The sequence below is a fragment of the Pseudomonas sp. PSE14 genome, assembly GCF_029203285.1.
Lineage (GTDB): Bacteria > Pseudomonadota > Gammaproteobacteria > Pseudomonadales > Pseudomonadaceae > Pseudomonas.
Genome location: NZ_CP115669.1, coordinates 4,119,151 through 4,139,544, shown reverse-complemented (window position 1 = coordinate 4,139,544; position 20,394 = coordinate 4,119,151). Strand labels below are relative to the sequence as shown.

Annotated in this window: 17 protein-coding genes and 4 tRNA genes; 17 read left to right on the top strand and 4 right to left on the bottom strand. The window is 64.2% G+C overall.

Annotation, left to right across the window (positions count from 1 at the left end; all coding sequences use genetic code 11):
- Positions 1 to 8: 8 nt before the first annotated feature.
- From O6P39_RS18970 to O6P39_RS18930, 9 genes are all read left to right on the top strand, one after another.
- On the top strand, positions 9 to 290 hold the full coding sequence (locus O6P39_RS18970) for a GTPase (protein WP_275607993.1): 282 nt from the start codon (positions 9 to 11) through the stop codon (positions 288 to 290).
- A 50-nt stretch (positions 291 to 340) separates the two neighbouring features.
- Entirely contained in the window at positions 341 to 1,339 is a 999-nt protein-coding gene (gene astE / locus O6P39_RS18965; protein WP_275607992.1) for a succinylglutamate desuccinylase, read from the top strand.
- Positions 1,340 to 1,558: 219 nt separating this feature from the next.
- On the top strand, positions 1,559 to 2,563 hold the full coding sequence (gene ltaE, locus O6P39_RS18960; protein WP_275607991.1) for a low-specificity L-threonine aldolase: 1,005 nt from the start codon (positions 1,559 to 1,561) through the stop codon (positions 2,561 to 2,563).
- A 122-nt stretch (positions 2,564 to 2,685) separates the two neighbouring features.
- Positions 2,686 to 5,310: an alanine--tRNA ligase gene (gene alaS, locus O6P39_RS18955; protein ID WP_275607990.1), complete on the top strand. Its 2,625-nt coding sequence runs from the start codon at positions 2,686 to 2,688 to the stop codon at positions 5,308 to 5,310.
- A 245-nt stretch (positions 5,311 to 5,555) separates the two neighbouring features.
- Positions 5,556 to 6,791 carry an aspartate kinase gene (locus O6P39_RS18950; protein WP_275607989.1) on the top strand — a complete coding sequence of 412 codons (1,236 nt, stop codon included), beginning with the start codon at positions 5,556 to 5,558 and terminating at the stop codon, positions 6,789 to 6,791.
- Between the two features lie 185 nt (positions 6,792 to 6,976).
- Positions 6,977 to 7,162, top strand: coding sequence for a carbon storage regulator CsrA (gene csrA / locus O6P39_RS18945; protein ID WP_003085981.1), 186 nt, complete (start codon positions 6,977 to 6,979; stop codon positions 7,160 to 7,162).
- Positions 7,163 to 7,222: 60 nt separating this feature from the next.
- Positions 7,223 to 7,313 (top strand) — tRNA-Ser (locus O6P39_RS18940).
- Positions 7,314 to 7,422: 109 nt separating this feature from the next.
- Positions 7,423 to 7,499 (top strand) — tRNA-Arg (locus O6P39_RS18935).
- A 98-nt stretch (positions 7,500 to 7,597) separates the two neighbouring features.
- A tRNA-Arg gene (locus O6P39_RS18930) sits at positions 7,598 to 7,674 on the top strand.
- 70 nt (positions 7,675 to 7,744) lie between these two features.
- Here the strand turns inward: O6P39_RS18930 and bamE are convergent.
- On the bottom strand, positions 7,745 to 8,257 hold the full coding sequence (gene bamE / locus O6P39_RS18925; RefSeq protein ID WP_275607988.1) for an outer membrane protein assembly factor BamE: 513 nt from the start codon (positions 8,255 to 8,257) through the stop codon (positions 7,745 to 7,747).
- A gap of 324 nt (positions 8,258 to 8,581) precedes the next feature.
- Here bamE and mgtE point away from each other — a divergent pair, with 324 nt between their 5' ends.
- The gene (gene mgtE, locus O6P39_RS18920; RefSeq protein WP_275607987.1) at positions 8,582 to 10,024 is read left to right on the top strand and encodes a magnesium transporter; all 1,443 of its coding nucleotides are present in this window, start codon (positions 8,582 to 8,584) and stop codon (positions 10,022 to 10,024) included.
- A 117-nt stretch (positions 10,025 to 10,141) separates the two neighbouring features.
- On the opposite strand, the gene amrZ is transcribed toward mgtE, so the two are convergent.
- Complete coding sequence (gene amrZ / locus O6P39_RS18915; RefSeq protein ID WP_015476477.1) at positions 10,142 to 10,474, bottom strand: transcriptional regulator AmrZ; 333 nt, start codon at positions 10,472 to 10,474, stop codon at positions 10,142 to 10,144.
- 482 nt (positions 10,475 to 10,956) lie between these two features.
- On the opposite strand from amrZ, the gene phnN reads away from it, so the two are divergent.
- Positions 10,957 to 11,520, top strand: coding sequence for a phosphonate metabolism protein/1,5-bisphosphokinase (PRPP-forming) PhnN (gene phnN, locus O6P39_RS18910; protein ID WP_275607986.1), 564 nt, complete (start codon positions 10,957 to 10,959; stop codon positions 11,518 to 11,520).
- 3 nt (positions 11,521 to 11,523) lie between these two features.
- On the opposite strand, the gene O6P39_RS18905 is transcribed toward phnN, so the two are convergent.
- Positions 11,524 to 12,009, bottom strand: a complete 486-nt coding sequence (locus O6P39_RS18905) for a GNAT family N-acetyltransferase (RefSeq protein ID WP_275607985.1) — start codon at positions 12,007 to 12,009, stop codon at positions 11,524 to 11,526.
- A gap of 93 nt (positions 12,010 to 12,102) precedes the next feature.
- Here O6P39_RS18905 and O6P39_RS18900 point away from each other — a divergent pair.
- A tRNA-Arg gene (locus tag O6P39_RS18900) sits at positions 12,103 to 12,179 on the top strand.
- 113 nt (positions 12,180 to 12,292) lie between these two features.
- Here the strand turns inward: O6P39_RS18900 and O6P39_RS18895 are convergent.
- Positions 12,293 to 13,363: a GGDEF domain-containing protein gene (locus tag O6P39_RS18895; RefSeq protein ID WP_275607984.1), complete on the bottom strand. Its 1,071-nt coding sequence runs from the start codon at positions 13,361 to 13,363 to the stop codon at positions 12,293 to 12,295.
- A 196-nt stretch (positions 13,364 to 13,559) separates the two neighbouring features.
- Between O6P39_RS18895 and O6P39_RS18890 the strand changes: the two genes are divergently transcribed.
- From O6P39_RS18890 to O6P39_RS18870, 5 genes are all read left to right on the top strand, one after another.
- The gene (locus tag O6P39_RS18890; protein WP_275607983.1) at positions 13,560 to 14,411 is read left to right on the top strand and encodes a LysR family transcriptional regulator; all 852 of its coding nucleotides are present in this window, start codon (positions 13,560 to 13,562) and stop codon (positions 14,409 to 14,411) included.
- A gap of 681 nt (positions 14,412 to 15,092) precedes the next feature.
- Positions 15,093 to 16,148 carry a putative 2-aminoethylphosphonate ABC transporter ATP-binding protein gene (locus tag O6P39_RS18885; protein ID WP_275607982.1) on the top strand — a complete coding sequence of 352 codons (1,056 nt, stop codon included), beginning with the start codon at positions 15,093 to 15,095 and terminating at the stop codon, positions 16,146 to 16,148.
- 1 nt (position 16,149) lies between these two features.
- Complete coding sequence (locus tag O6P39_RS18880) at positions 16,150 to 17,865, top strand: putative 2-aminoethylphosphonate ABC transporter permease subunit (protein ID WP_275607981.1); 1,716 nt, start codon at positions 16,150 to 16,152, stop codon at positions 17,863 to 17,865.
- A 95-nt stretch (positions 17,866 to 17,960) separates the two neighbouring features.
- On the top strand, positions 17,961 to 18,986 hold the full coding sequence (locus O6P39_RS18875) for a putative 2-aminoethylphosphonate ABC transporter substrate-binding protein (protein WP_275607980.1): 1,026 nt from the start codon (positions 17,961 to 17,963) through the stop codon (positions 18,984 to 18,986).
- Positions 18,987 to 19,191: 205 nt separating this feature from the next.
- Entirely contained in the window at positions 19,192 to 20,322 is a 1,131-nt protein-coding gene (locus O6P39_RS18870; protein ID WP_275607979.1) for a TIGR03364 family FAD-dependent oxidoreductase, read from the top strand.
- Positions 20,323 to 20,394 lie beyond the last annotated feature (72 nt).

The window sequence follows — 20,394 nt, the reverse complement described above, 5'->3', positions numbered from 1 at the left end:
TGACCGACATGACCGAAAGCCTCCCGCTGATTCTCGAAGACAACAAGGGCGAGCGCCGCGAGACCCACACCGCGCGCCTGGCCATCCGCCTGGAAGGGCGCGAGCTGTGGCTGGAGGCCGACGGCAAGGGCGGCCTTACGATCTACGCCGACTCCCATGAGGACGACGCCGAGATCCCGCTGCTGGTGGTGCGCCCGCAGGCGGTGAACCAGTTGGGCCTGACTTTGGAGCTGGAAGCCGCCGAAGTCCACGAACATGGTCCAGACTGTGGATGTGACCATCACCACTGATCGCGGAGTCCACGGCCCATCCGGCCGCTGGGAATGATGGAGGCGTCCGCATGCTAGCCCTGGGCAAACTGCTCGAACTGACCCTCGCCGGCCGTGAGCCGACGGAAAAGATCCAGCTCACCGCGGACGGTACCCGTCTGCACTGGCTGGCGGAAGGCGCACTGGAAATCACCCCGTCCACCCTCCGTGACCAGGGCCGTGACCTGCTGCTTTCGGCTGGTATCCACGGCAACGAGACCGCCCCCATCGAGCTGCTCGACCGCCTGGTGCAGCGCATCGCTCGTGGCGAGCTGAAGCCGGCGGCGCGCATCCTGATCCTGCTGGGCAACCCCGAAGCCATGCGCCGCGGCGAGCGTTACCTGGAACAGGACATCAACCGCCTGTTCTGCGGTCGCCACGAGGAGGGCAGTGGCAACGAAGCCCTGCGCGCCTCCGAGCTGGAGCGCCTGGCCGCAGCGTTCTTCGCTCGCGACGGGCGAACCCGTCTGCACTACGACCTTCACACCGCCATTCGCGGTTCGAAGATCGAGCAGTTCGCGCTCTACCCCTGGAGCGAGGGTCGCCAGCACTCCCGCGACGAACTGGCGCGCCTGCGCAGCGCCGGCATCGACGCCGTGCTGCTGCAGAGCAAGCCGGGCATCACCTTCAGTGCCTACACCTACAGCCACCTGGGCGCCGAAGCTTTCACTCTGGAGCTGGGCAAGGCGCGGCCGTTCGGGCAGAACCAGGCGGTCAACCTCGATCGCCTGGAAGGCATGCTGCAGGGACTGATCCGTGGCGATGCGCCGGAAGCCGATGGTGAGCAACTCGATGGCCTCAAGCTGTTCGCCGTGTCCCGCGAAGTGATCAAGCACAGCGACCATTTCCGCCTGCACCTGGACGATGCGGTGGATAACTTCACCGAGCTGGACCAGGGCTACCTGCTGGCCGAGGACATCGGTGGCACCCGCTGGATCGTGGAGGAGCAGGGTGCGCGGATCATCTTCCCCAACCCTCGGGTGAAGAACGGACTGCGCGCCGGCATTCTGGTCGTTCCCACCGAACTCTGATGGTAGCGTAGGGCGTATAACGTTCGACGTTATACGCCGATTGACCTTGCTCCCAAGGCACTCCAAGTTCAGCCATGGCGCCGACGGCAAGCCAGGGTGAAACGGCGTACAACAGCGAACGGTTGTACGCCCTACGAAAGCCTTGAACCCAACCCTTGTCCCGTCTCTGGCGAGCGCTTAGCATCGGTCCTTTCCGCCTGATGCCCGAGGAGCTCCGCCATGTCTACCATCGACCTTCGCAGCGATACCGTCACCCTGCCCTCCGCCGGGATGCGCGAGGCCATGGCGCGTGCCGAACTGGGCGACGACGTCTATGGCGAAGACCCCACCGTCAACCGCCTGGAAGCGACCCTGGCAGAGCGTCTGGGCTTTGCCGCCGCGCTCTTCGTGCCCACCGGCACCATGAGCAACCTGCTGGGGCTGATGGCCCACTGCGGCCGCGGCGATGAATACATCGTCGGCCAGCAGGCGCACACCTATAAATATGAAGGCGGTGGCGCCGCCGTCCTCGGCTCCATCCAGCCACAGCCGATCGACGGCGAAGCCGACGGTTCGCTGGACCTGGCCAAGGTCGAGGCGGCGATCAAGCAGGACGACTTCCACTTCGCCCGCACCCGTCTGCTGGCGCTGGAAAACACCATGCAGGGCAAGGTCCTGCCGCAGGCCTATCTCGCCGCCGCACGGGAGATGACCCGCCGCCGTGGCCTGGCCCTGCACCTGGACGGCGCGCGCCTGTACAACGCGGCGGTCAAGCTGGGCGTGGACGCCTGCGAGATCACCCGCCACTTCGATTCCGTCTCGGTATGCCTGTCCAAGGGGCTTGGCGCGCCGGTGGGCTCGGTACTCTGCGGCGACGCCGAGCTGATCGGCCGCGCGCGCCGTCTGCGCAAGATGGTTGGCGGTGGCATGCGCCAGGCCGGCGGCCTGGCAGCGGCGGCGCTGTATGCGCTGGACCATCAGGTCGAGCGTCTGGCTGAGGACCATGCCAACGCCGAAACGCTGGGCCGTGGCCTCGCCGAACTGGGCTATGCCACCGAGCCGGTACAGACCAACATGGTCTACGTCGGCATCGGTGAGCAGGCCGGTGCGCTGGCTGCCCATCTCGCCGAGCGCGGCATTCGCGTCAGCCCGGCGGCGCGCCTTCGGCTGGTCACGCACCTCGACGTGAAATCGGCGGATATTCCGCGTATCGTGGAAGCTTTCGCTGCCTTTCGTCGCGACTGAGCATGCGTGAGGCGCAATAGGCGCCGTCTATCGCACAAACACTCTGTACCCAGTACGCAGGGCCGATCATAATGCGGCCCTTTGCCGGCGATTTGTGGCCGTATTTTTCCGTGGAAGAATCTATGAAAAGCGCTGAAATCCGTGAAGCCTTCCTCCGCTTCTTCGAAGAGAAGGGGCACACCCGCGTTGCGTCCAGTTCGCTGATCCCCGCGAACGATCCGACCCTGCTGTTCACCAACGCAGGCATGAACCAGTTCAAGGATTGCTTCCTGGGCCTGGAAAAGCGCGCCTACACCCGCGCCACCACCAGCCAGAAGTGCGTGCGTGCCGGCGGCAAGCACAACGACCTGGAAAATGTCGGCTACACCGCGCGCCACCACACCTTCTTCGAAATGCTGGGCAACTTCAGCTTCGGCGACTACTTCAAGCGCGACGCCATCACCTACGCCTGGGAATTCCTGACCTCCGACAAGTGGCTGAACCTGCCCAAGGAGAAGCTCTGGGTCACCGTCTACGCCACCGATGACGAGGCCTACGACATCTGGACCAAGGAAGTCGGCATTCCCGCCGAGCGCATGGTCCGCATCGGCGATAACAAGGGCGCTCCCTACGCGTCGGACAACTTCTGGGCGATGGGCGACACCGGTCCGTGCGGTCCGTGCACCGAGATCTTCTTCGACCACGGCGCGGACATCTGGGGCGGCCCGCCCGGCTCGCCGGAAGAAGACGGCGACCGCTACATCGAGATCTGGAACAACGTATTCATGCAGTTCAACCGCACCGCGGACGGCGTCATGCACCCGCTGCCGGCGCCGAGCGTGGATACCGGCATGGGCCTCGAGCGCATCAGTGCCGTGCTGCAGCACGTCCACTCGAACTACGAGATCGACCTGTTCCAGAGCCTGCTGAAGGCTTCCGCCGACGCCATCGGCTGCGCCAACGACGGCGCTCCGTCGCTGAAAGTCGTGGCCGACCACATCCGTTCCTGCGGCTTCCTGATCGCCGACGGCGTGCTGCCGTCCAACGAAGGCCGCGGCTACGTGCTGCGCCGCATCATCCGTCGCGCCTGCCGCCACGGTAACAAGCTGGGCGCCAAGGGCACCTTCTTCCACAAGATCGTTGCCGCGCTGGTTGGCGAGATGGGCGAAGCCTTCCCTGAGCTCAAGCAACAGCAGGCGCACATCGAGCGCGTGCTCAAGACCGAGGAAGAGCAGTTCGCCAAGACCCTGGAGCAGGGCCTGAAGATCCTCGAACAGGACCTGTCCGAGCTCAAGGGCAGTGTCATCCCCGGCAACGTGGTGTTCAAGCTGTACGACACCTACGGCTTCCCGGTCGACCTGACCAACGACATCGCCCGCGAGCGCAGCCTGACCCTCGACGAGGAAGGCTTCGAGCGCGAGATGGAGGCCCAGCGCGAGCGTGCCCGCTCCGCCAGCGCCTTCGGCATGGACTACAACAGCCTGGTGAAAGTCGATGGCGACACCCGCTTCCTCGGCTACCAGGGCGTCTCCGGCGCCGGCCAGATCATCGCCCTGTTCAAGGACGGCAAGGCCGTCGAGCAGCTGGGCGAAGGCGAGGAGGGTGTGGTCGTCCTCGACCAGACTCCGTTCTACGCCGAATCCGGTGGCCAGGTCGGCGACTGCGGCTACCTCGCCGGTGCCGGCGTGCGCTTCGACGTGCGTGACACCACCAAGGCTGGCGGTGCGCACCTGCACCACGGCGTGGTTGCCCAGGGCAGCCTGAACGTCGGTTCCGCGGTGAAGGCCGAGGTCGATGCTTCCGTGCGCCAGGCCACTGCGCTGAACCACTCCGCCACCCACCTGCTGCACTCCGCGCTGCGCCAGGTGCTGGGCGATCACGTCCAGCAGAAGGGCTCGCTGGTGAACAGCCAGCGCCTGCGCTTCGACTTCAGCCACTTCGAGGCGATCAAGCCGGAGCAGCTGAAGCAACTGGAAGACATCGTCAACGCCGAGATTCGCAAGAACACCGAAGTCGAGACCGAAGAGACCGACATCGACACCGCCAAGGCCAAGGGCGCCACGGCGCTGTTCGGCGAAAAGTACGGCGACCTGGTGCGCGTGCTGAGCATGGGCGGCGACTTCTCCGTCGAGCTGTGCGGTGGCACCCACGTGTCCCGTACCGGCGACATCGGCCTGTTCAAGATCACCAGCGAAGGCGGCGTGGCCTCCGGCGTACGCCGTATCGAGGCGGTTACCGGCGCTGCAGCGCTGGCCTACTTGAACGGTGCCGAAGAGCAGCTCAAGGAAGCGGCCGGCCTGGTCAAGGGCAGCCGTGACAACCTGCTGGACAAGCTGTCCGGCCTGATCGAGCGCAACCGTCAGCTGGAAAAGGAGCTGGAACAGCTCAAGGCCAAGGCCGCCAGCGCCGCCGGTGACGACTTGGCTTCCTCGGCCATCGAGGTCAGCGGCGCCAAGGTGCTCGCCGCGCGTCTCGACGGTGTGGACGGCAAGGCGCTGCTGGCGCTGGTCGACCAGCTCAAGAACAAGCTCGGCAGCGGCGTGATCCTGCTCGGCGGCGTGTTCGAGGAGAAGGTCGTGCTGGTTGCCGGCGTGACCCAGGACCTGACCGCCAAGCTCAAGGCTGGCGATCTGATGAAGCAGGCCGCTGCGGCTGTGGGCGGGAAGGGCGGTGGTCGCCCGGACATGGCCCAGGGCGGTGGCGTCGATGCCGGCAAGCTGGACGAGGCTCTGGCGCTGGCGCGTACATTTGTCGAACAGGGCCTCTAAGAACCTGCTTACGATCTGCTGCGCGTCGGCATAACGGCGTTGAAATCGGTTTCGGGATGCTCATTTACTGTGTGTAAACTCCGCTCCCTCAACCGATTTCGCCTTGTTCTGCTCTAGCTCGCGAGATCGTAAACAGGCTCTAAAGGCCCTGAAATACCGGGGTCCGCAGCGCGTCCGGCGGGCCTTGGCAGCATGCGGTGATGCATGTTAAATGGGCGCCCTTCAGGAATCAGGCGGCTTTTGAAATGGCTTTGATCGTACAGAAGTTTGGAGGGACCTCCGTCGGCACCGTCGAGCGAATCGAGCAGGTGGCCGAGAAGGTGAAGAAATTCCGTGAGGCGGGCGACGACATCGTCGTGGTGGTGTCCGCCATGAGCGGCGAGACCAATCGCCTGATTGGCCTGGCGAAACAGATCATGGACCAGCCGATTCCGCGCGAGCTGGACGTCATGGTTTCCACTGGCGAGCAGGTGACCATCGCGCTGCTGAGCATGGCGCTGATCAAGCGTGGCGTGCCGGCGGTGTCCTACACCGGCAACCAGGTGCGCATCCTGACCGACAGCTCGCACACCAAGGCGCGTATCCTGAGCATCGACGATGCCAACATTCGCGCAGACCTGAAGGCCGGCCGCGTCGTCGTGGTCGCAGGCTTCCAGGGTGTGGACGAGCACGGCAACATCACCACCCTCGGCCGTGGCGGTTCCGACACCACCGGCGTGGCCCTGGCCGCGGCGCTGAAGGCCGACGAGTGCCAGATCTACACTGATGTCGATGGCGTCTACACCACCGACCCGCGCGTAGTGCCGCAGGCGCAGCGCCTGGACAAGATCACCTTCGAGGAGATGCTGGAAATGGCCAGCCTCGGCTCCAAGGTCCTGCAGATCCGTTCGGTCGAATTCGCCGGCAAGTACAACGTCCCGCTGCGCGTGCTGCACAGCTTCCAGGAGGGTCCGGGCACCCTCATTACCCTTGATGAAGAGGAATCCATGGAACAGCCGATCATCTCCGGCATCGCCTTCAACCGCGACGAAGCCAAGCTGACCATCCGTGGCGTACCGGATACTCCCGGCGTTGCTTTCAAGATCCTTGGTCCGATCAGCGCTGCGAACATCGAAGTCGACATGATCGTGCAGAACGTTTCGCACGATAACACCACCGACTTCACCTTCACCGTGCACCGTAATGACTACCAGGCCGCCCTGGAAATCCTCAAGCAGACCGCCACCAGCATCGGTGCGCGCGAAGCCACTGGCGACACCAACATCGCCAAGGTTTCCATCGTCGGTGTCGGCATGCGTTCCCACGCCGGTGTCGCCAGCCGCATGTTCGAGGCGCTGGCCAAGGAATCCATCAACATCCAGATGATCTCCACCTCGGAAATCAAGGTTTCCGTCGTCATCGAAGAGAAGTACCTGGAGCTGGCGGTGCGTGCCCTGCACACGGCGTTCGAGCTCGACGCCCCGGCCCGACAGGGCGAGTAAGGGGAGTGATACCCGAAAGGCGCGGCTACCCCGCGCCTTTTGTCGTTTTTGACCAGGCACTAGGAACTTTCATTCCGACAGGACTGGTCAATACTTGGGTGAAGGATTCGCGCACTTGATCTACACGAATCTGCCACCATTTCTTTTTTGCAGACTGTTTATCCGTAATTCGTAAGGAGAAAGGAATGCTGATTCTGACTCGCCGGGTCGGAGAGACCCTGATGGTCGGTGATGACGTCACCGTGACTGTGTTGGGCGTCAAGGGAAATCAGGTGCGAATCGGTGTGAATGCGCCGAAGGAAGTCGCTGTGCACCGTGAGGAAATCTACCAGCGCATCCAGAAAGAGAAAGACCAAGAACCAAACCATTAATTTTTCTAAAATTTTTCTTTGCAAACGGGGAAAACATGGATATCATGCGCCCCGTGTTGCGGAGAGGTGGCCGAGTGGCCGAAGGCGCTCCCCTGCTAAGGGAGTACACCTCAAAAGGGTGTCGGGGGTTCGAATCCCCCCCTCTCCGCCATTGCATCCTCTGGTGCGATGAGTTGTCCGGTTACGTAAGTGACTGAAATGATTGAAAAATCTTGTTGACAACTCAGAAAAATCGCTCTAGAATTTGCGCCCTCATCAGCGCACTCATAGCTCAGCTGGATAGAGTACTCGGCTACGAACCGAGCGGTCGGAGGTTCGAATCCTCCTGAGTGCGCCATATACGAGGCAACGCGAAAGCGGGGCTTCAGTGGCGAAAGGGCTGAAAAGCCAATAGCTGCAACCAGTTGGTGAATCTGGTTAAACTTTACCGACGACGCACTCATAGCTCAGCTGGATAGAGTACTCGGCTACGAACCGAGCGGTCGGAGGTTCGAATCCTCCTGAGTGCGCCATATACGAAAGGGCCTGCAGAAATGCAGGCCCTTTTTCTTTGTGCGGCGAAAAACTTCCCCGCCAGGGTTCTCAGCGTTTCGCCTTGCCAGCCACGCAGCCATCCTCGTCGAAGGTCACGCTGCGCGCGCCGTGCCTCTTGTCCGCCTCATAGTGATAGCGCAGCGTTCCGTTGTTCTGGCTGACCTTGTCCGGCCTGCCGAGGGCGCTTTCCACGTCTCTGCGGGTCATCCCGGTCCTGATCCTGCCTTCGATGATCGCCTTGCGCCTGGCTGCGCCGGTAACGCGATTGCCGCAGCCGTTCTGCTGCTCGCCCACTACCACGACGCCTTCATCGTTCTCCTGGATTTTCCCGCGTGCCGCTGTGCGGGGTAGTGCTGCGGGCCTGGGGTTCGCCAGCGGTACCGGTTTGCCACTGCCTGGCGTGGGGTTGGAGGCTTCCTGTCGGTCCTGCTGCTGATCGGTGGAGCAGCCATACTGGCTGAAGAGGACTTTCCCCGTGGCGGATGTGCAGCGGAACACCGTTGCCGCTTCGCCGGTCGGTAGCAGAAGCAGGGTCGAAAACAGCAGGGCGGGCAGGCGCATGATGTCCTCCGTGAAGGCGGGCCTGCCAGGCAGCCTAGGACCAGGATTTGTAATCCGGCGCTGGGTGTCTTGTCGGGGATTTCGCGCGTCGAACCGAGCGATGAACCCGTACTGAGCTTTCGGGCGCAAGCGATTGTTCTTGCCGCTATTTTGTAACGCGTATTGCACCCCGGAGTGTTATCATTTCCCGCATCTGCCCTTGATGGGCGCATGGGACAACCACCATGGACTTACCCAGTAGTTACTCAGAACCCCGATTGCGTAAACACGACCTGATGTATTGATCCCCAATGGCGCGTTCTGCCACTGGGGGTGGAGCGTGCTATGACCGAAGTAGAAGCCAAGAAGCCGCAGGAAAGCCTGCAGGACCGCCTCAACCAGGTGGTCGACCTGCTGCACAAGCACAAGCTGGTGGAAGACCTGACGCACCGTCAGGAAGGCCAGCATCACGATCTCGTCGAAAACCTGGTCCACCGCCAGAACCTTGCCGAACTTCAGCGCAAGCTGGACGAGCTGCACCCGGCCGACATCGCCCACATCCTCGAATCCCTTCCGCTGGATGACCGCCTGACGGTCTGGCAGCTGGTCAAGGCCGAGCGCGACGGCGACATCCTCCTCGAAGTCTCCGACGCCGTGCGGGAAACCCTGATCGCCGACATGGACGATCACGAGATCCTCGCCGCGGCCAAGGACATGGATGCCGACGAACTCGCGGACCTGGCGCCGGAGCTGCCGCGCGACGTGGTCCATGAGCTGATGGAAAGCCTCGATGCGCAACAGCGCGAGCGCGTGCGTTCGGCGCTGTCCTACGAGGAGGACCAGGTCGGCGCGCTGATGGACTTCGAGATGGTCACCATCCGCGACGATGTCAGCCTGGAAGTGGTGCTGCGTTACCTGCGCCGCCTCAAGGAGCTGCCGGGCCATACCGACAAGCTCTTCGTGGTCGACTATGACGGCGTGCTCAAGGGTGTGCTGCCGATCAAGCGCCTGCTGGTGAATGATCCGGACAAGGACGTGGCCGAGGTCATGGCAACCGATCCGGTGACCTTCACCCCCGACGAGGACGGCTACGATGCCGCCCAGGCGTTCGAGCGCTATGACCTGATTTCCGCCCCGGTGGTGGACAAGAACGGCAAGCTGATTGGCCGTCTGACTATCGACGAGATGGTCGACCTGATCCGTGAGGAGAGCGAGAGCGAAGTGCTGAGCATGGCCGGTCTGCGCGAAGAGGAAGACATCTTCGCCTCGGTCTGGAAGTCGGTGCGCAACCGCTGGGCCTGGCTGGCCACCAACCTGATCACTGCCTTCATCGCCTCGCGGGTGATCGGCCTGTTCGAAGGCTCCATCGAGAAACTGGTGGCGCTGGCCGCGCTGATGCCCATCGTCGCTGGTATCGGCGGTAACTCCGGTAACCAGACCATCACCATGATCGTCCGCGCCATGGCGCTGGATCAGATCCAGACCAACAGCGCCAACCGCCTGCTGCGCAAGGAACTGGGCGTGGCCCTGGTGAACGGCCTGGTATGGGGTGGTGTGATCGGCCTTGTCGCCTTCTACCTGTATGGCAACTGGGAGCTGGGTGCGGTGATGACTGGCGCGATGACGCTGAACCTGCTGCTGGCGGCGCTGATGGGGGTACTGATCCCGATGACGCTGCTGCGCCTGGGGCGCGACCCGGCCATGGGTTCCAGCGTGATGATCACTGCCATGACCGACAGCGGCGGTTTCTTCATCTTCCTCGGGCTGGCGACGTTGTTCCTGATGTAAGCCGTCCCGCCGAAAAGGCCGCCCGCGAGGCGGCTTTTTTGTGCCCGCGATTTCCCTGGAAATTGCAGGCATGAAAAAGCCGGCTCAGGGCCGGCTGTTTTCGGCATTGCGTACGACTCAAGCGTCGTTTTGCGCCATTTCGGCGTCGTGCGCGATCAGGGCGATCAGCGCGTTCTGCTGGCGATGGGTCAACTGGCGGAAGCGTTGCAGCAATTCGCGTTCGTGCAGGCTCAGCTCGGGGCTGTCCAGGCGAATGCCGAGATTGTCCTGCAATGCGCCTTCCTGAAGCAGGCTCTGCTCCAGGCGCGCGATGATCTCGGAGTTCATGCTGCGATGGTGGCTACGAGCGACTTCAGCGATACGCTCGCGCATGCCTTCCGGCAGACGTACGACGAATTTGTCAGCGGTGCGGCTGGAGTAGGTAGGGGTTGCCTGTTTCAATGGGCGCATACATTAAACCTGTAAGTCAGGGAGGCCGATGCCATGGGTCAGCGTTCGTTCAGGCCCTTTGACAGCGGTTTCCGTTGGTCGTTCAGCGCGTCGTCAACGGTTTCGGAAAAAAACCAATAACTTGACGTCAAATCTGCGACATATTGTGGCTCGGGTGAAGGCTAAATGCCAGCACCAATCATCCGAAATGCGACGTCCTCGGCAGACCTTCCTTTCGACGGGTTCAAGTGACGTCAGGCCCGATATTGACAGCGTAGCCGAACTGCGGAGGGCTCCGCTCCGTCACTGCGACGGGGGGAGGCGTGTATCCGATGAGGGGGCGCGCATGATGGCACAGCGGGCAGGCCAGGGGCAGGGTTGACCGGTGTTAGCCGCATTTTCCGACAGCAATTCTTCTGACCTCCTGCGTGGCTGACGGTATCATCTGGCCCGCGGATCAGAAACGACGTAGCGCCGAGCCGCCGGCCCCTCCAGAGAGTGTCATGACCCCAGGCAGACTCATTTACCTGATGGGCCCATCGGGCTCCGGCAAGGACAGCCTGTTGCAAGCCGCCAGTGCTCCCCTGGCGGCGCGGGACTGCCGGATCGTCCGGCGCGTCATCACCCGTTCTGCCGAGGCGCGTGGCGAAGAGGCGCATTCGGTGAGTGTCGAGGAGTTCGCTCGGCTGGAGCAGACTGGCGCCTTCGCCATGAGCTGGCGCGCCAACGGCCTGCACTATGGCATCCCCCGCGAGATCGATGACTGGCTCGCCGCTGGCCACGACGTGTTGGTCAATGGTTCACGCAAGTACCTGCCCGAGGCGAGGCGCCGTTATCCGTGGCTGATCGCGGTATTGCTGCGGGTCGAGCCCGAGGTACTGCGGCAGCGCCTGCTGAAGCGGGGGCGCGAGACGCTGCCGGAGATCGAGGCGCGCCTTGCTCGTAACGCGCACTTCGCCGACGGCCTGCCCGGACCGCTGGTGGAGCTGGACAACTCGGTATCTCTCGACGTCACCGTCGGCCATCTGCTGGACCTGCTCGATCCGCCGGATGCCCAGGCGGGCTGAGCGTCAGTCCAGGCGCAGTGACAGGCTGACACCGTGAGGTGCGAACCCCATCGCCGCATAGAAGCGGTGGGCCATTTCCCGGTCCTGGTGGCTGGACAGCGCCAGCTTGTAGCAGCCCCAGCCGCTGGCCCATTCCACGGCGCGCCGGATCAGCGCCTGGCCGATGCCCTGGCCGCGGGCACGGCTGTCCACCACCATGTCTTCGAGAATCGCCGAGCGGGCGAAGCCGTGGGCGATGTGCTCGATGAGGTGCAGGGTGCAGGTGCCCAGCAGGATGCCGTCGCGTTCGGCCACCAGCGTGACCCGTGTCGGGCGCTGGTTGCCCAGTTCCAGCGCGAGCAGCGCGATGTCCGGGCTCGGATCCTGGAGGCCCAACTGCTGCAGCAGGGGCGCAAGGGCAGGGGCGTCGTCCGGCGTGGCGACACGCACGTCGAAGGTGGCGAAGGGCGAATCGGGCGTCGCTTCGTGGTCTGCTGGGCTGCTGTTCACGGTATTCCTCCCCTGTTGAAAAAATTATGGACCCGTCCGGTGGCAGCGGCATGACAAAATCGCCATCGCTCGTTAACATGCCGACCCGATCGTGTCCCGGTAGCTCAATTGGATAGAGCGTCCCCCTCCTAAGGGGAAGGTTGGAGGTTCGACCCCTCTCCGGGACACCAGCATGCCAAGGCCCGCACTCGCGGGCCTTTTGTTTTTTCAGGGGCGGTGAGGCTTTCGCTCGCCCTTGGAATACGACAGGTAATTCGTCGATGCGCTACGGTGCCGGTTGGACTCAGGGACTGTAGCTCACCCGGTTGCGTCCGTTGTGCTTGGCCTCGTAGAGCGCCTGGTCGGCCTTGATCAGGGCCTTGCTCAGGCTGCCGTTCGCGCCGAGGCGAGCGAGGCCGAGACTGATGGTGACCGATGGGGTGCCAGGCTGTTCGGCGACGGCGCGGCGCAGCCGATCCATGTGCTGGCTGGCTTGCTCGGCGCTGATGCCCCAGAGGTACAGGCCGAACTCCTCGCCACCCAGGCGGGCGAATTCGAAGCCGTCCATTTCGCTGCGGATCGCGTGCGCCACGCGGGTCAGTACCTCGTCGCCGACATCGTGTCCGTAGTTGTCGTTCACCCGCTTGAAGTGGTCGATGTCGACCATCGCCAGATAGCGCTCTTCGCTGGCGTCCTCACCCAGGCGCCGGCCGACACGGGCCATGAACGAGCGGCGGTTGGGCAGGTCGGTGAGTACGTCGAGATAGGCCTGGTCCACCAGCAGCCGGGCCATGGCGTAGTTGTGCAGCTTGGCTTGGCTCAGGTGATGGAAGATGTAGACCGTCAGGGCACTGATGAACAGTGGGTAGCAGATCAGCATGCTGCGCCGTTCGTCGAAGTGCGGCACGTCGCCCAGCAGCGGGTTGAGCAGCACCCAGGTCACCACCAGCACGGCGAAGAAAGCGGGGCGGTTCAGCGGCATGGCGGTGGCGCTGTAGAGGATGGTCGCCGCGGCAATCACCAGCCAGGTCGAGCGTAAGGCTTCGGGCAGCCCATCGATCACCAGGCGGGCTGCCACGCAGAAGACGGTGACGAAGATCAGGTTGATCACATAGAAATGCTGTGCCTTGCGCACCTTGGCGGACACCAGGGTGATGGCGGCGAAGGCGGCGAGAAAGATCAGCGAGCCGATGCCGAAGCCCTGAAAGGCCTGGAAGCTGACGATCAGGTCGAACAGGAACCACATGCCGATGCTGACGCAGAACACCAGCAGGCTGAGCCCGTGCAGCCGTTCGAAATCATGCTGGAGGAATTCGGCCCGTAGCTCGGGCGATATGCGTTGCTTCAGTACTTCGGATTCAATCGTCTTGAACATTTACCGCCCTGTGCACGAGTGGGTCGCCGGCGCGAGCATAGCCGAACGGCCGAAGCCCCGCGCGGGTCGCTCGTACAGGGCCGTTGCGCTGGTAGCCCGTTCGAAGGATCCCAGCACTTGCTGTAGCATCTCGCGATGCTGGCCTGCGCGCCTGGAAAGTGTGTTGAAGAATTCTACGAACGAGCGGATCTAGCGGATGCTGAGTGCAGAACTGAAGGCCTTCTATCGGGTTGCGAAGCTGGGCAGCATCACCCAGGCGGCGAAGAAGCTCGGCCTGAGCCAGCCCACCGTCACCACCCAGATCCGCAACCTGGAAAGCCAGTACGCGGTGGAGCTGTTCTACCGTGGCGGCCGCCGCCTGACCCTGAGCGACGAGGGCGCGCGCCTGTTGCCGATGGTCGAGGCGTTGCTGCGGCAGGAAGCCGACATCGAGTTCTACCTGCGCAATTGCGGGCAGATGCAGGGTGCGCTGCGCATCGGCGCCACTTCTCCTTATTACGTGCTCGGCCTGATCAAGACCTTCCGTGAGCGCTTCCCGCAGATCGAGGTGTCGGTGGAGATCGGCAACTCCCAGCAGGTGCTCGAAGCGCTGGTGGAGTGCCGGGTCGACCTGGCGGCGTCCTCGCAGCAGGTGGACGATGCGCGCCTGACCCGCGTGGTGCTCGGCAGCGACCCGTTGGTGCTGGCGGTGCATCGTAGCCATCCACTGGCGATGCAGCAGTCGGTGGCGTTGGGCGATCTGCGCAGTCACTGCCTGCTGATGCGCGAAGCGGGTTCCACCACCCGCCAGCTTACCGAGGCGATGTTGCAGGACGCCGGGGTTACCCCGGCCTCGATGCTGGAGATCGGCAGCCGCGAGTCGATCCGCGAGGCGGTGATCCGCAACCTGGGAGTGAGCATCATCGCCCGCCAGGAGGTGCCGGATAATCCGCAGCTGTGTGTGCTGGAGATCGTTGGCGCGCGGCGGATCGATGAGTACCTGTATTGCCTGAAGGATCGGCGGCAGGCGCGGTTGCCGAGTGCGTTTCTGGGGTTGGCGCAGGTGTAGGCGTGGGCGCCACGCCTGCGCATTCACCTGTAGGCGCGGATTCATCCGCGATGGATTTCGCGGACAAGGTCCGCTCCTACGGGAGCGCACGTACCGCGCAGGCTCTAACTCTTAGCTTCTGAGGACTTCCAGAGAAACATCCGCACACGCCGGAGCGCCCCTTCAGGAGGCCGAGTGGAATCGGAGTTTCAGGGGTTGAGCGACATGGATGTCGCGAGAGACGCGATGGGCCAGGGATGGCCCTTCGCGGCGTGCCCCTGAAACTCCGATGGAGCGAGGGAATTTTTCGCCTAAGCGAAAAACCGGATGCAGGGGCAAGCGCTTTGGTTACTTTCTTGGGGGCGGCCATCCGTCGTTTGAGAAAGTGACTCGCCCGAGGGGGCGAAACCCAATACATCCGAACACACAGAAGCGGCGCAGACACACCCAATTCCAAAGAAGAGCATCGCGGACGAAGTCCGCTCCTACGGGTGAGTCCTGCGCTTTTCTCGTAGAAACGGCACCCCGCGTAACCCAACCCATCGCAAAATTTTTCATCCCTATACCAAAATTTGCCTATGGATCTATCGGTGCACTTTTCCTCATCGCAATAGAGCCGTCGCATTCGCTCCCTAGCATGAACCTCGTCAAATCACGTCGCTGCCCACGGCGGCGTGAGCCAAAAGAACACGAGGTACCGCCATGCACACGACCATCGCCGGCACGCCGCTCAGCGTGCGCCACATCCGTAAACGCTTCGGCCAGTTCGTCGCCCTCGACGGCGTTTCGCTGGACGTCAAGGCGGGCGAGCTGGTCTGTCTGCTCGGTCCCTCCGGCTGCGGCAAGACCACGCTGCTGCGCTGCATCGCCGGCCTGGAGCGCCAGGACGAGGGCACCTTGCACTTGGGCCAGCGCGACGTGTCCCTGCTGCCGCCGCAGGCGCGCGACTACGGCATCCTGTTTCAGTCCTATGCGCTGTTCCCCAACCTGACCGTCGAGCAGAACATCGCCTACGGCCTGGCCAACGCCAGCAAGGACGAAGCCCGCCGCCGCGTAGCCGAGATGCTGGAGCTGGTTGGCCTCTCCGGCAGCGAGAAGAAGTACCCCGGCCAGCTCTCCGGCGGCCAGCAGCAGCGTGTGGCGATGGCCCGCGCGCTGGCGCCGAGCCCGTCGCTGCTGCTGCTCGACGAGCCGATGTCGGCGCTGGACGCTCGTGTGCGCGAGCACCTGTGTGGTGAGCTTCGCCAACTGCAGAAGAGCCTGGGCATCACCACCGTAATGGTGACCCACAACCAGGACGAAGCCATGCTGATGGCCGACCGCATCGCGGTGATGAACCACGGTCGCATCGAGCAGTACGGCACCGCCCAGGAGATCTACAGCACCCCGGCCACGCCCTTCGTCGCCGAGTTCGTCGGCCAGGGCAACTGGTTGCCGTTCGAGCGCGGCAATGATGGCCATGCGCGCGTCGGCAGCCTCAACCTGCGCCTGCAGAACCAGGCCGCGAGCGCCTCGGGTCGGCTGTTCTGCCGTCCGGAGGCGATCAGCGTGAACCCGGTGGTGCATCAGGAAAACCTGTTCCGCGCGCAGATCCGCGAAATCACCTTCCTCGGCAACCGCTGCCGCATGAGTTTCGAGCTGGAGCAGCTGCCGGGCCATCCGCTGCTGGCTGAACTGGCGCCGGAAGACATGCCGCGCCTGGGCACCCCGGATATCTGGGTATCCCTGCCGCCCCGCAGCCTGCAGGTGTTCGCCTGAGATGGATGCCGTGGTGAATCACAATCCGGCGCTGTCCGCCGGCAAGCTCCGTGGAGATCTGGGCGATCGCCTGTTCGTGCGCGGCGGCAAGTGCCTGCTGCTGGTCCTGCTCACCGTTGCGGTGCTGCTGCCGCTGCTGGCCATCTTCTGGCGCGGCTTCAGCAGTGCGGCGGGGCAGGGCGGTGGCGTTGCCGCGATGGGCGAACTGCTGCGCAGCGATAACTTCCACTGGCTTCTGGGCAACAGCCTGAAGGTTTCGCTGAGCGTGGCGTGCATCGTCGTGCCGGCGGCTTACCTGTTCGCCTACGCGCTGCAACGCACGCTGATCCCGGCCAAGGGCCTGTGGCGGGGGATTTCCCTGCTGCCGCTGCTGGCGCCCTCGATGCTGCCGGGCATCGCGCTGATCTACCTGTTCGGCAACCAGGGCCTGCTGCGCGGCTGGGTGCCGGACAACATCTACGGCTTCTGGGGCATCGTCCTGGGCGAAGCCATCTACACCTTCCCCCATGCGTTGATGATCCTGCTGTCCGCGCTGTCGCTGGCCGATGCGCGCCTGTTCGACGCCGCCTCCAGCATGGGCGCCAGCCCCTGGAAAGCCTTCCGCAGCATCACCTGGCCGGGCTCGCGGCAGGGTGTGTTCGCCGCCTTCTGCCTGGTGTTCACCCTGACCATCACCGACTTCGGCGTGCCGGTCGTGGTGGGCGGCGACTATCAGGTGCTGGCGCTGGAAGCCTACAAGGCGGTGGTCGGCCAGCAGCAGTTCGGCCGTGGCGCGCAGATCGGCATGATCCTCCTGCTGCCGGCGCTGCTCAGCTTCGCCGTGGACACCTGGCTGCGTCTGCGCCAGCGCGAGGCCATGAGCGGTCGCGCGCAGGTCTACCATCCCAAGCCGTCGCGCCGCCGCGATGCCGCCTTCCTCGCCGTCGTCGTGCTGATCTGCGCGGTGCTGCTGGGCGTGCTGGGCATGGCCGTGTACTCCTCGCTGGTGAAGTTCTGGCCGTACAACCTGTCGCTGTCGCTGCATCACTACGACTTCGACACCACCGCCGGCGGCGGCTGGCTGGCCTACCGCAACAGCCTGACCATGGCCGCCTGTACCGCCATCATCGGCAGCGCGGTGATTTTCACCGGCGCCTACCTGATGGAGAAGACCCGCGAGCAGCCATGGCTGAACCAGCTGCTGCGCATGCTCTGCTTCGTGCCGATGGCCGTTCCCGGCCTGGTGCTGGGCCTGGGCTACGTCTTCTTCTTCAACCTGCCGAGCAACCCGCTGCATGTGTTCTACGGCAGCATGGCGCTGCTGGTGGTGTGCACCATCGCCCACTACCTGACCACCGCGCAGATGACCGCCACCGCCGCGCTGCGCCAACTCGACGGCGAGTTCGAGGCTGCCGCGCTGTCGCTGAAGATGCCGCTGTGGCGCCACTACCTGCGCGTCACCGTGCCGATCTGCCTGCCGGCGCTGCTGGACATCATCCGCTACCTGTTCGTCTCGGCGATGACCACGGTGTCGGCGGCGATCTTCCTCTACAACCCGGACACCATCCTCGCCGCCGTCGCCGTGCTGAACATGGACGACTCCGGCAACGTCGGCGGCGCCGCCGCCATGTCCACCCTGATCCTGATCACTTCCGCCGCCGTGTCGCTGCTGCTGGCCGGCGCCTCGCGCGGCCTGCTGCGCCGCTCCCAGGCCTGGAGGAAGGGCGCGAACCCGTAACACCGCTGGACGCTGTCGCCTGGCATCTACCTGCCGGGCTCAACCCCTGACAAACCCGCCCCGAGCGGGGAACAAACACTGCCAAGGAGCTCCACATGTTCAAACGTCTTGCCCTCGCCGCCGCCGTGGTGGCCGGTTTCGCCGCACAGGCCCACGCCGCCGACACCGAACTGACCGTCTACACCGCCCTGGAACCGGAGCAGCTGACCGCCTACAAGCAGGCCTTCGAAGCCGAGAACCCGGACATCAAGATCAAGTGGGTACGCGACTCCACCGGCATCGTCACCGCCAAGCTGCTGGCCGAGAAGGACCGTCCGCAGGCCGACGCAGTGTGGGGCCTGGCCGCGTCCAGCCTGGCCATCCTCGACCAGCAGGGCATGTTGGAGAAGTACGCGCCCAAGCACCTGGACGCCATCGGCAAGAACTACCGTGACCCGGCCAACCCGCCGGCCTGGGTGGGCATGGACGTGTGGGCCGCCACCATCTGCTTCAACACCGTGGAAGCCGAGAAACTCGGCCTGGAAAAACCCATCAGTTGGCAGGACCTGACCAAGCCCGAGTACAAGGGCAAGATCGTCATGCCGAACCCGGCGTCCTCCGGCACCGGCTTCCTCGACGTCTCCGCCTGGCTGCAGACCTTCGGCGAGAAGCAGGGCTGGGCCTACATGGACGCCCTGCACGAGAACATCGGCCAGTACGTCCACTCCGGCTCCAAGCCGTGCAAGCTGGCCGCCGCCGGCGAATTCCCGATCGGCATCTCCTTCGAGTACCCGGCCGTGCAGCTCAAGCGCCAGGGCGCACCGCTGGACATCGTCCTGCCGAAGGAAGGCCTGGGCTGGGAAATCGAAGCCACCGGCATCGTCAAAGGCACCCAGCATGAAGCCGCGGCGAAGAAACTCGCCGACTTCTCCGCCAGCCCGAAAGCCATGGAGCTGTACAAGGAAAACTTCGCCGTGCTGGCCCAGCCGGGCATCGCCAAGCCGCAGACCGAACTGCCGGCCGACTACGAGCAGCGCCTGATCAAGAACGACTTCGCCTGGGCCTCGAAGAACCGCGACGAGATCCTCGCCGAATGGCGCAAGCGCTACGACGGCAAGTCGGAGAAGGTTGCGCAGAAGTAAGGTTCGGCGCTGGCGGCTCCCTCTCCCCAACCCTCTCCCTGAAGGGAGAGGGGGCTGTTCGGTGTGCTGGTTCGGTTTCAGCGTCTGCCTGTGCCTTTGATGGTTTCAGGATGAACTCAGGGTTTCTCTTCGCAGAGGAGAGCTCCCTCTCCCTTCAGGGAGAGGGCGGGGGAGAGGGGCTCTTCGCCACGCAGGAAATATCCCCATGACCCACACCCACTGCGACGTCGCCATCGTCGGCACCGGCATCCTCGGCCTTTCCCACGCGTACGCCGCCGCCCGCCGCGGCCTCTCCGTACGCGTCTTCGAGCGCACGGCTACGCCCCTGGGCGCCTCGGTGCGCAACTTCGGCCAGGCACTGGTTACCGGCCAGCCGCCGGGCGTGATGTCGGACCTGGCGCGCGCCAGTCGGCCGATCTGGGCGCAGTGGGCAGAGAGCGCCGGTTTCTCCCTGCGGCGCAATGGTTCGTTGCTGTTCGCCCGCAGCGAAGCCGAGGAGCATCTGCTGGAAGCCTTCTGCACCGGCCGCGCCAGGGAGCTGGATTACCGCGTGGGCCTGCTGCGCGGCAGTGAGCTGAACGACCTCTACCAGGGCCATTTCCGCCACCATCGCGCCGCGCTGCTGGGCTTCGACGACCAACAGTTGTATTCCCGCGAGGCGCTGCCGACGCTGATCGACTACCTGCGCCGCGAACTGGGTGTGCAGTTTCATTTCTCCACCCTGGTCCGCGACGTCGACACCGGCCTGCTGCGCACCACGGCGGGCACCTTCACTACCGGACAGGTGATCGTCTGCTCCGGTCATGACTACCAGACCTTGCTGGCCGAGGCCATCGCACCGCTGCAGCCGCAGGTGTGCCGCCTGCAGATGCTGCGTGTCCGCCCGCAGGTCGACTTCGGTCTCGCCCACTCGATCCTTACCGGCCTGAGCTGCGTGCATTACGGTGCCTTCTCCGACCTGCCCGAGGCCGAGGCGGTGCGCGAGCAGATTCGCCGCGAGACGCCGGAGCTGGAAGAGCAGGGCATTCACCTGCTGGTCAGCCCGACGCCCCATGGCGAGCTGATCATCGGCGACTCCCACCACTACGGCAACGACGCGGCGCCGTTCAATGCCGAGGCCGTGGACAAACTCATGCTGCAGCTGGCCGAGGACACCCTGGGCATGCGCGTGGAGGTGATCGAGCGCTGGCAGGGCGTTTACGGTTCGCGCGGACCGGGGCCGTTCTCGGTGCTGCAGGCGGCGGACGGCGTCACTGCCGTGCTGATGCATACCGGCGTGGGCATGAGCGTCGGTCCGGAGTTGGGTGAGCGCACTGTGGCGGCACTGTTTGGCTGACACATGTCTGTCACCTGCCGTTCATGGGGCTCTGTTAACACCAAGGGGCGGGCGTGATTTGCTCTTCGTAGG

Excerpts from the sequence above, each read along its gene's own strand:
- O6P39_RS18970 (WP_275607993.1), top strand. The coding sequence starts at position 9 with ATGACCGAAAGCCTCCCGCTGATTCTCGAAGACAACAAGGGCGAGCGC.
- astE (WP_275607992.1), top strand. The coding sequence starts at position 341 with ATGCTAGCCCTGGGCAAACTGCTCGAACTGACCCTCGCCGGCCGTGAG.
- ltaE (WP_275607991.1), top strand. The coding sequence starts at position 1,559 with ATGTCTACCATCGACCTTCGCAGCGATACCGTCACCCTGCCCTCCGCC.
- alaS (WP_275607990.1), top strand. The coding sequence starts at position 2,686 with ATGAAAAGCGCTGAAATCCGTGAAGCCTTCCTCCGCTTCTTCGAAGAG.
- O6P39_RS18950 (WP_275607989.1), top strand. The coding sequence starts at position 5,556 with ATGGCTTTGATCGTACAGAAGTTTGGAGGGACCTCCGTCGGCACCGTC.
- csrA (WP_003085981.1), top strand. The coding sequence starts at position 6,977 with ATGCTGATTCTGACTCGCCGGGTCGGAGAGACCCTGATGGTCGGTGAT.
- bamE (WP_275607988.1), bottom strand. The coding sequence starts at position 8,257 with ATGCGCCTGCCCGCCCTGCTGTTTTCGACCCTGCTTCTGCTACCGACC.
- mgtE (WP_275607987.1), top strand. The coding sequence starts at position 8,582 with ATGACCGAAGTAGAAGCCAAGAAGCCGCAGGAAAGCCTGCAGGACCGC.
- amrZ (WP_015476477.1), bottom strand. The coding sequence starts at position 10,474 with ATGCGCCCATTGAAACAGGCAACCCCTACCTACTCCAGCCGCACCGCT.
- phnN (WP_275607986.1), top strand. The coding sequence starts at position 10,957 with ATGACCCCAGGCAGACTCATTTACCTGATGGGCCCATCGGGCTCCGGC.
- O6P39_RS18895 (WP_275607984.1), bottom strand. The coding sequence starts at position 13,363 with ATGTTCAAGACGATTGAATCCGAAGTACTGAAGCAACGCATATCGCCC.
- O6P39_RS18890 (WP_275607983.1), top strand. The coding sequence starts at position 13,560 with ATGCTGAGTGCAGAACTGAAGGCCTTCTATCGGGTTGCGAAGCTGGGC.
- O6P39_RS18885 (WP_275607982.1), top strand. The coding sequence starts at position 15,093 with ATGCACACGACCATCGCCGGCACGCCGCTCAGCGTGCGCCACATCCGT.
- O6P39_RS18880 (WP_275607981.1), top strand. The coding sequence starts at position 16,150 with ATGGATGCCGTGGTGAATCACAATCCGGCGCTGTCCGCCGGCAAGCTC.
- O6P39_RS18875 (WP_275607980.1), top strand. The coding sequence starts at position 17,961 with ATGTTCAAACGTCTTGCCCTCGCCGCCGCCGTGGTGGCCGGTTTCGCC.
- O6P39_RS18870 (WP_275607979.1), top strand. The coding sequence starts at position 19,192 with ATGACCCACACCCACTGCGACGTCGCCATCGTCGGCACCGGCATCCTC.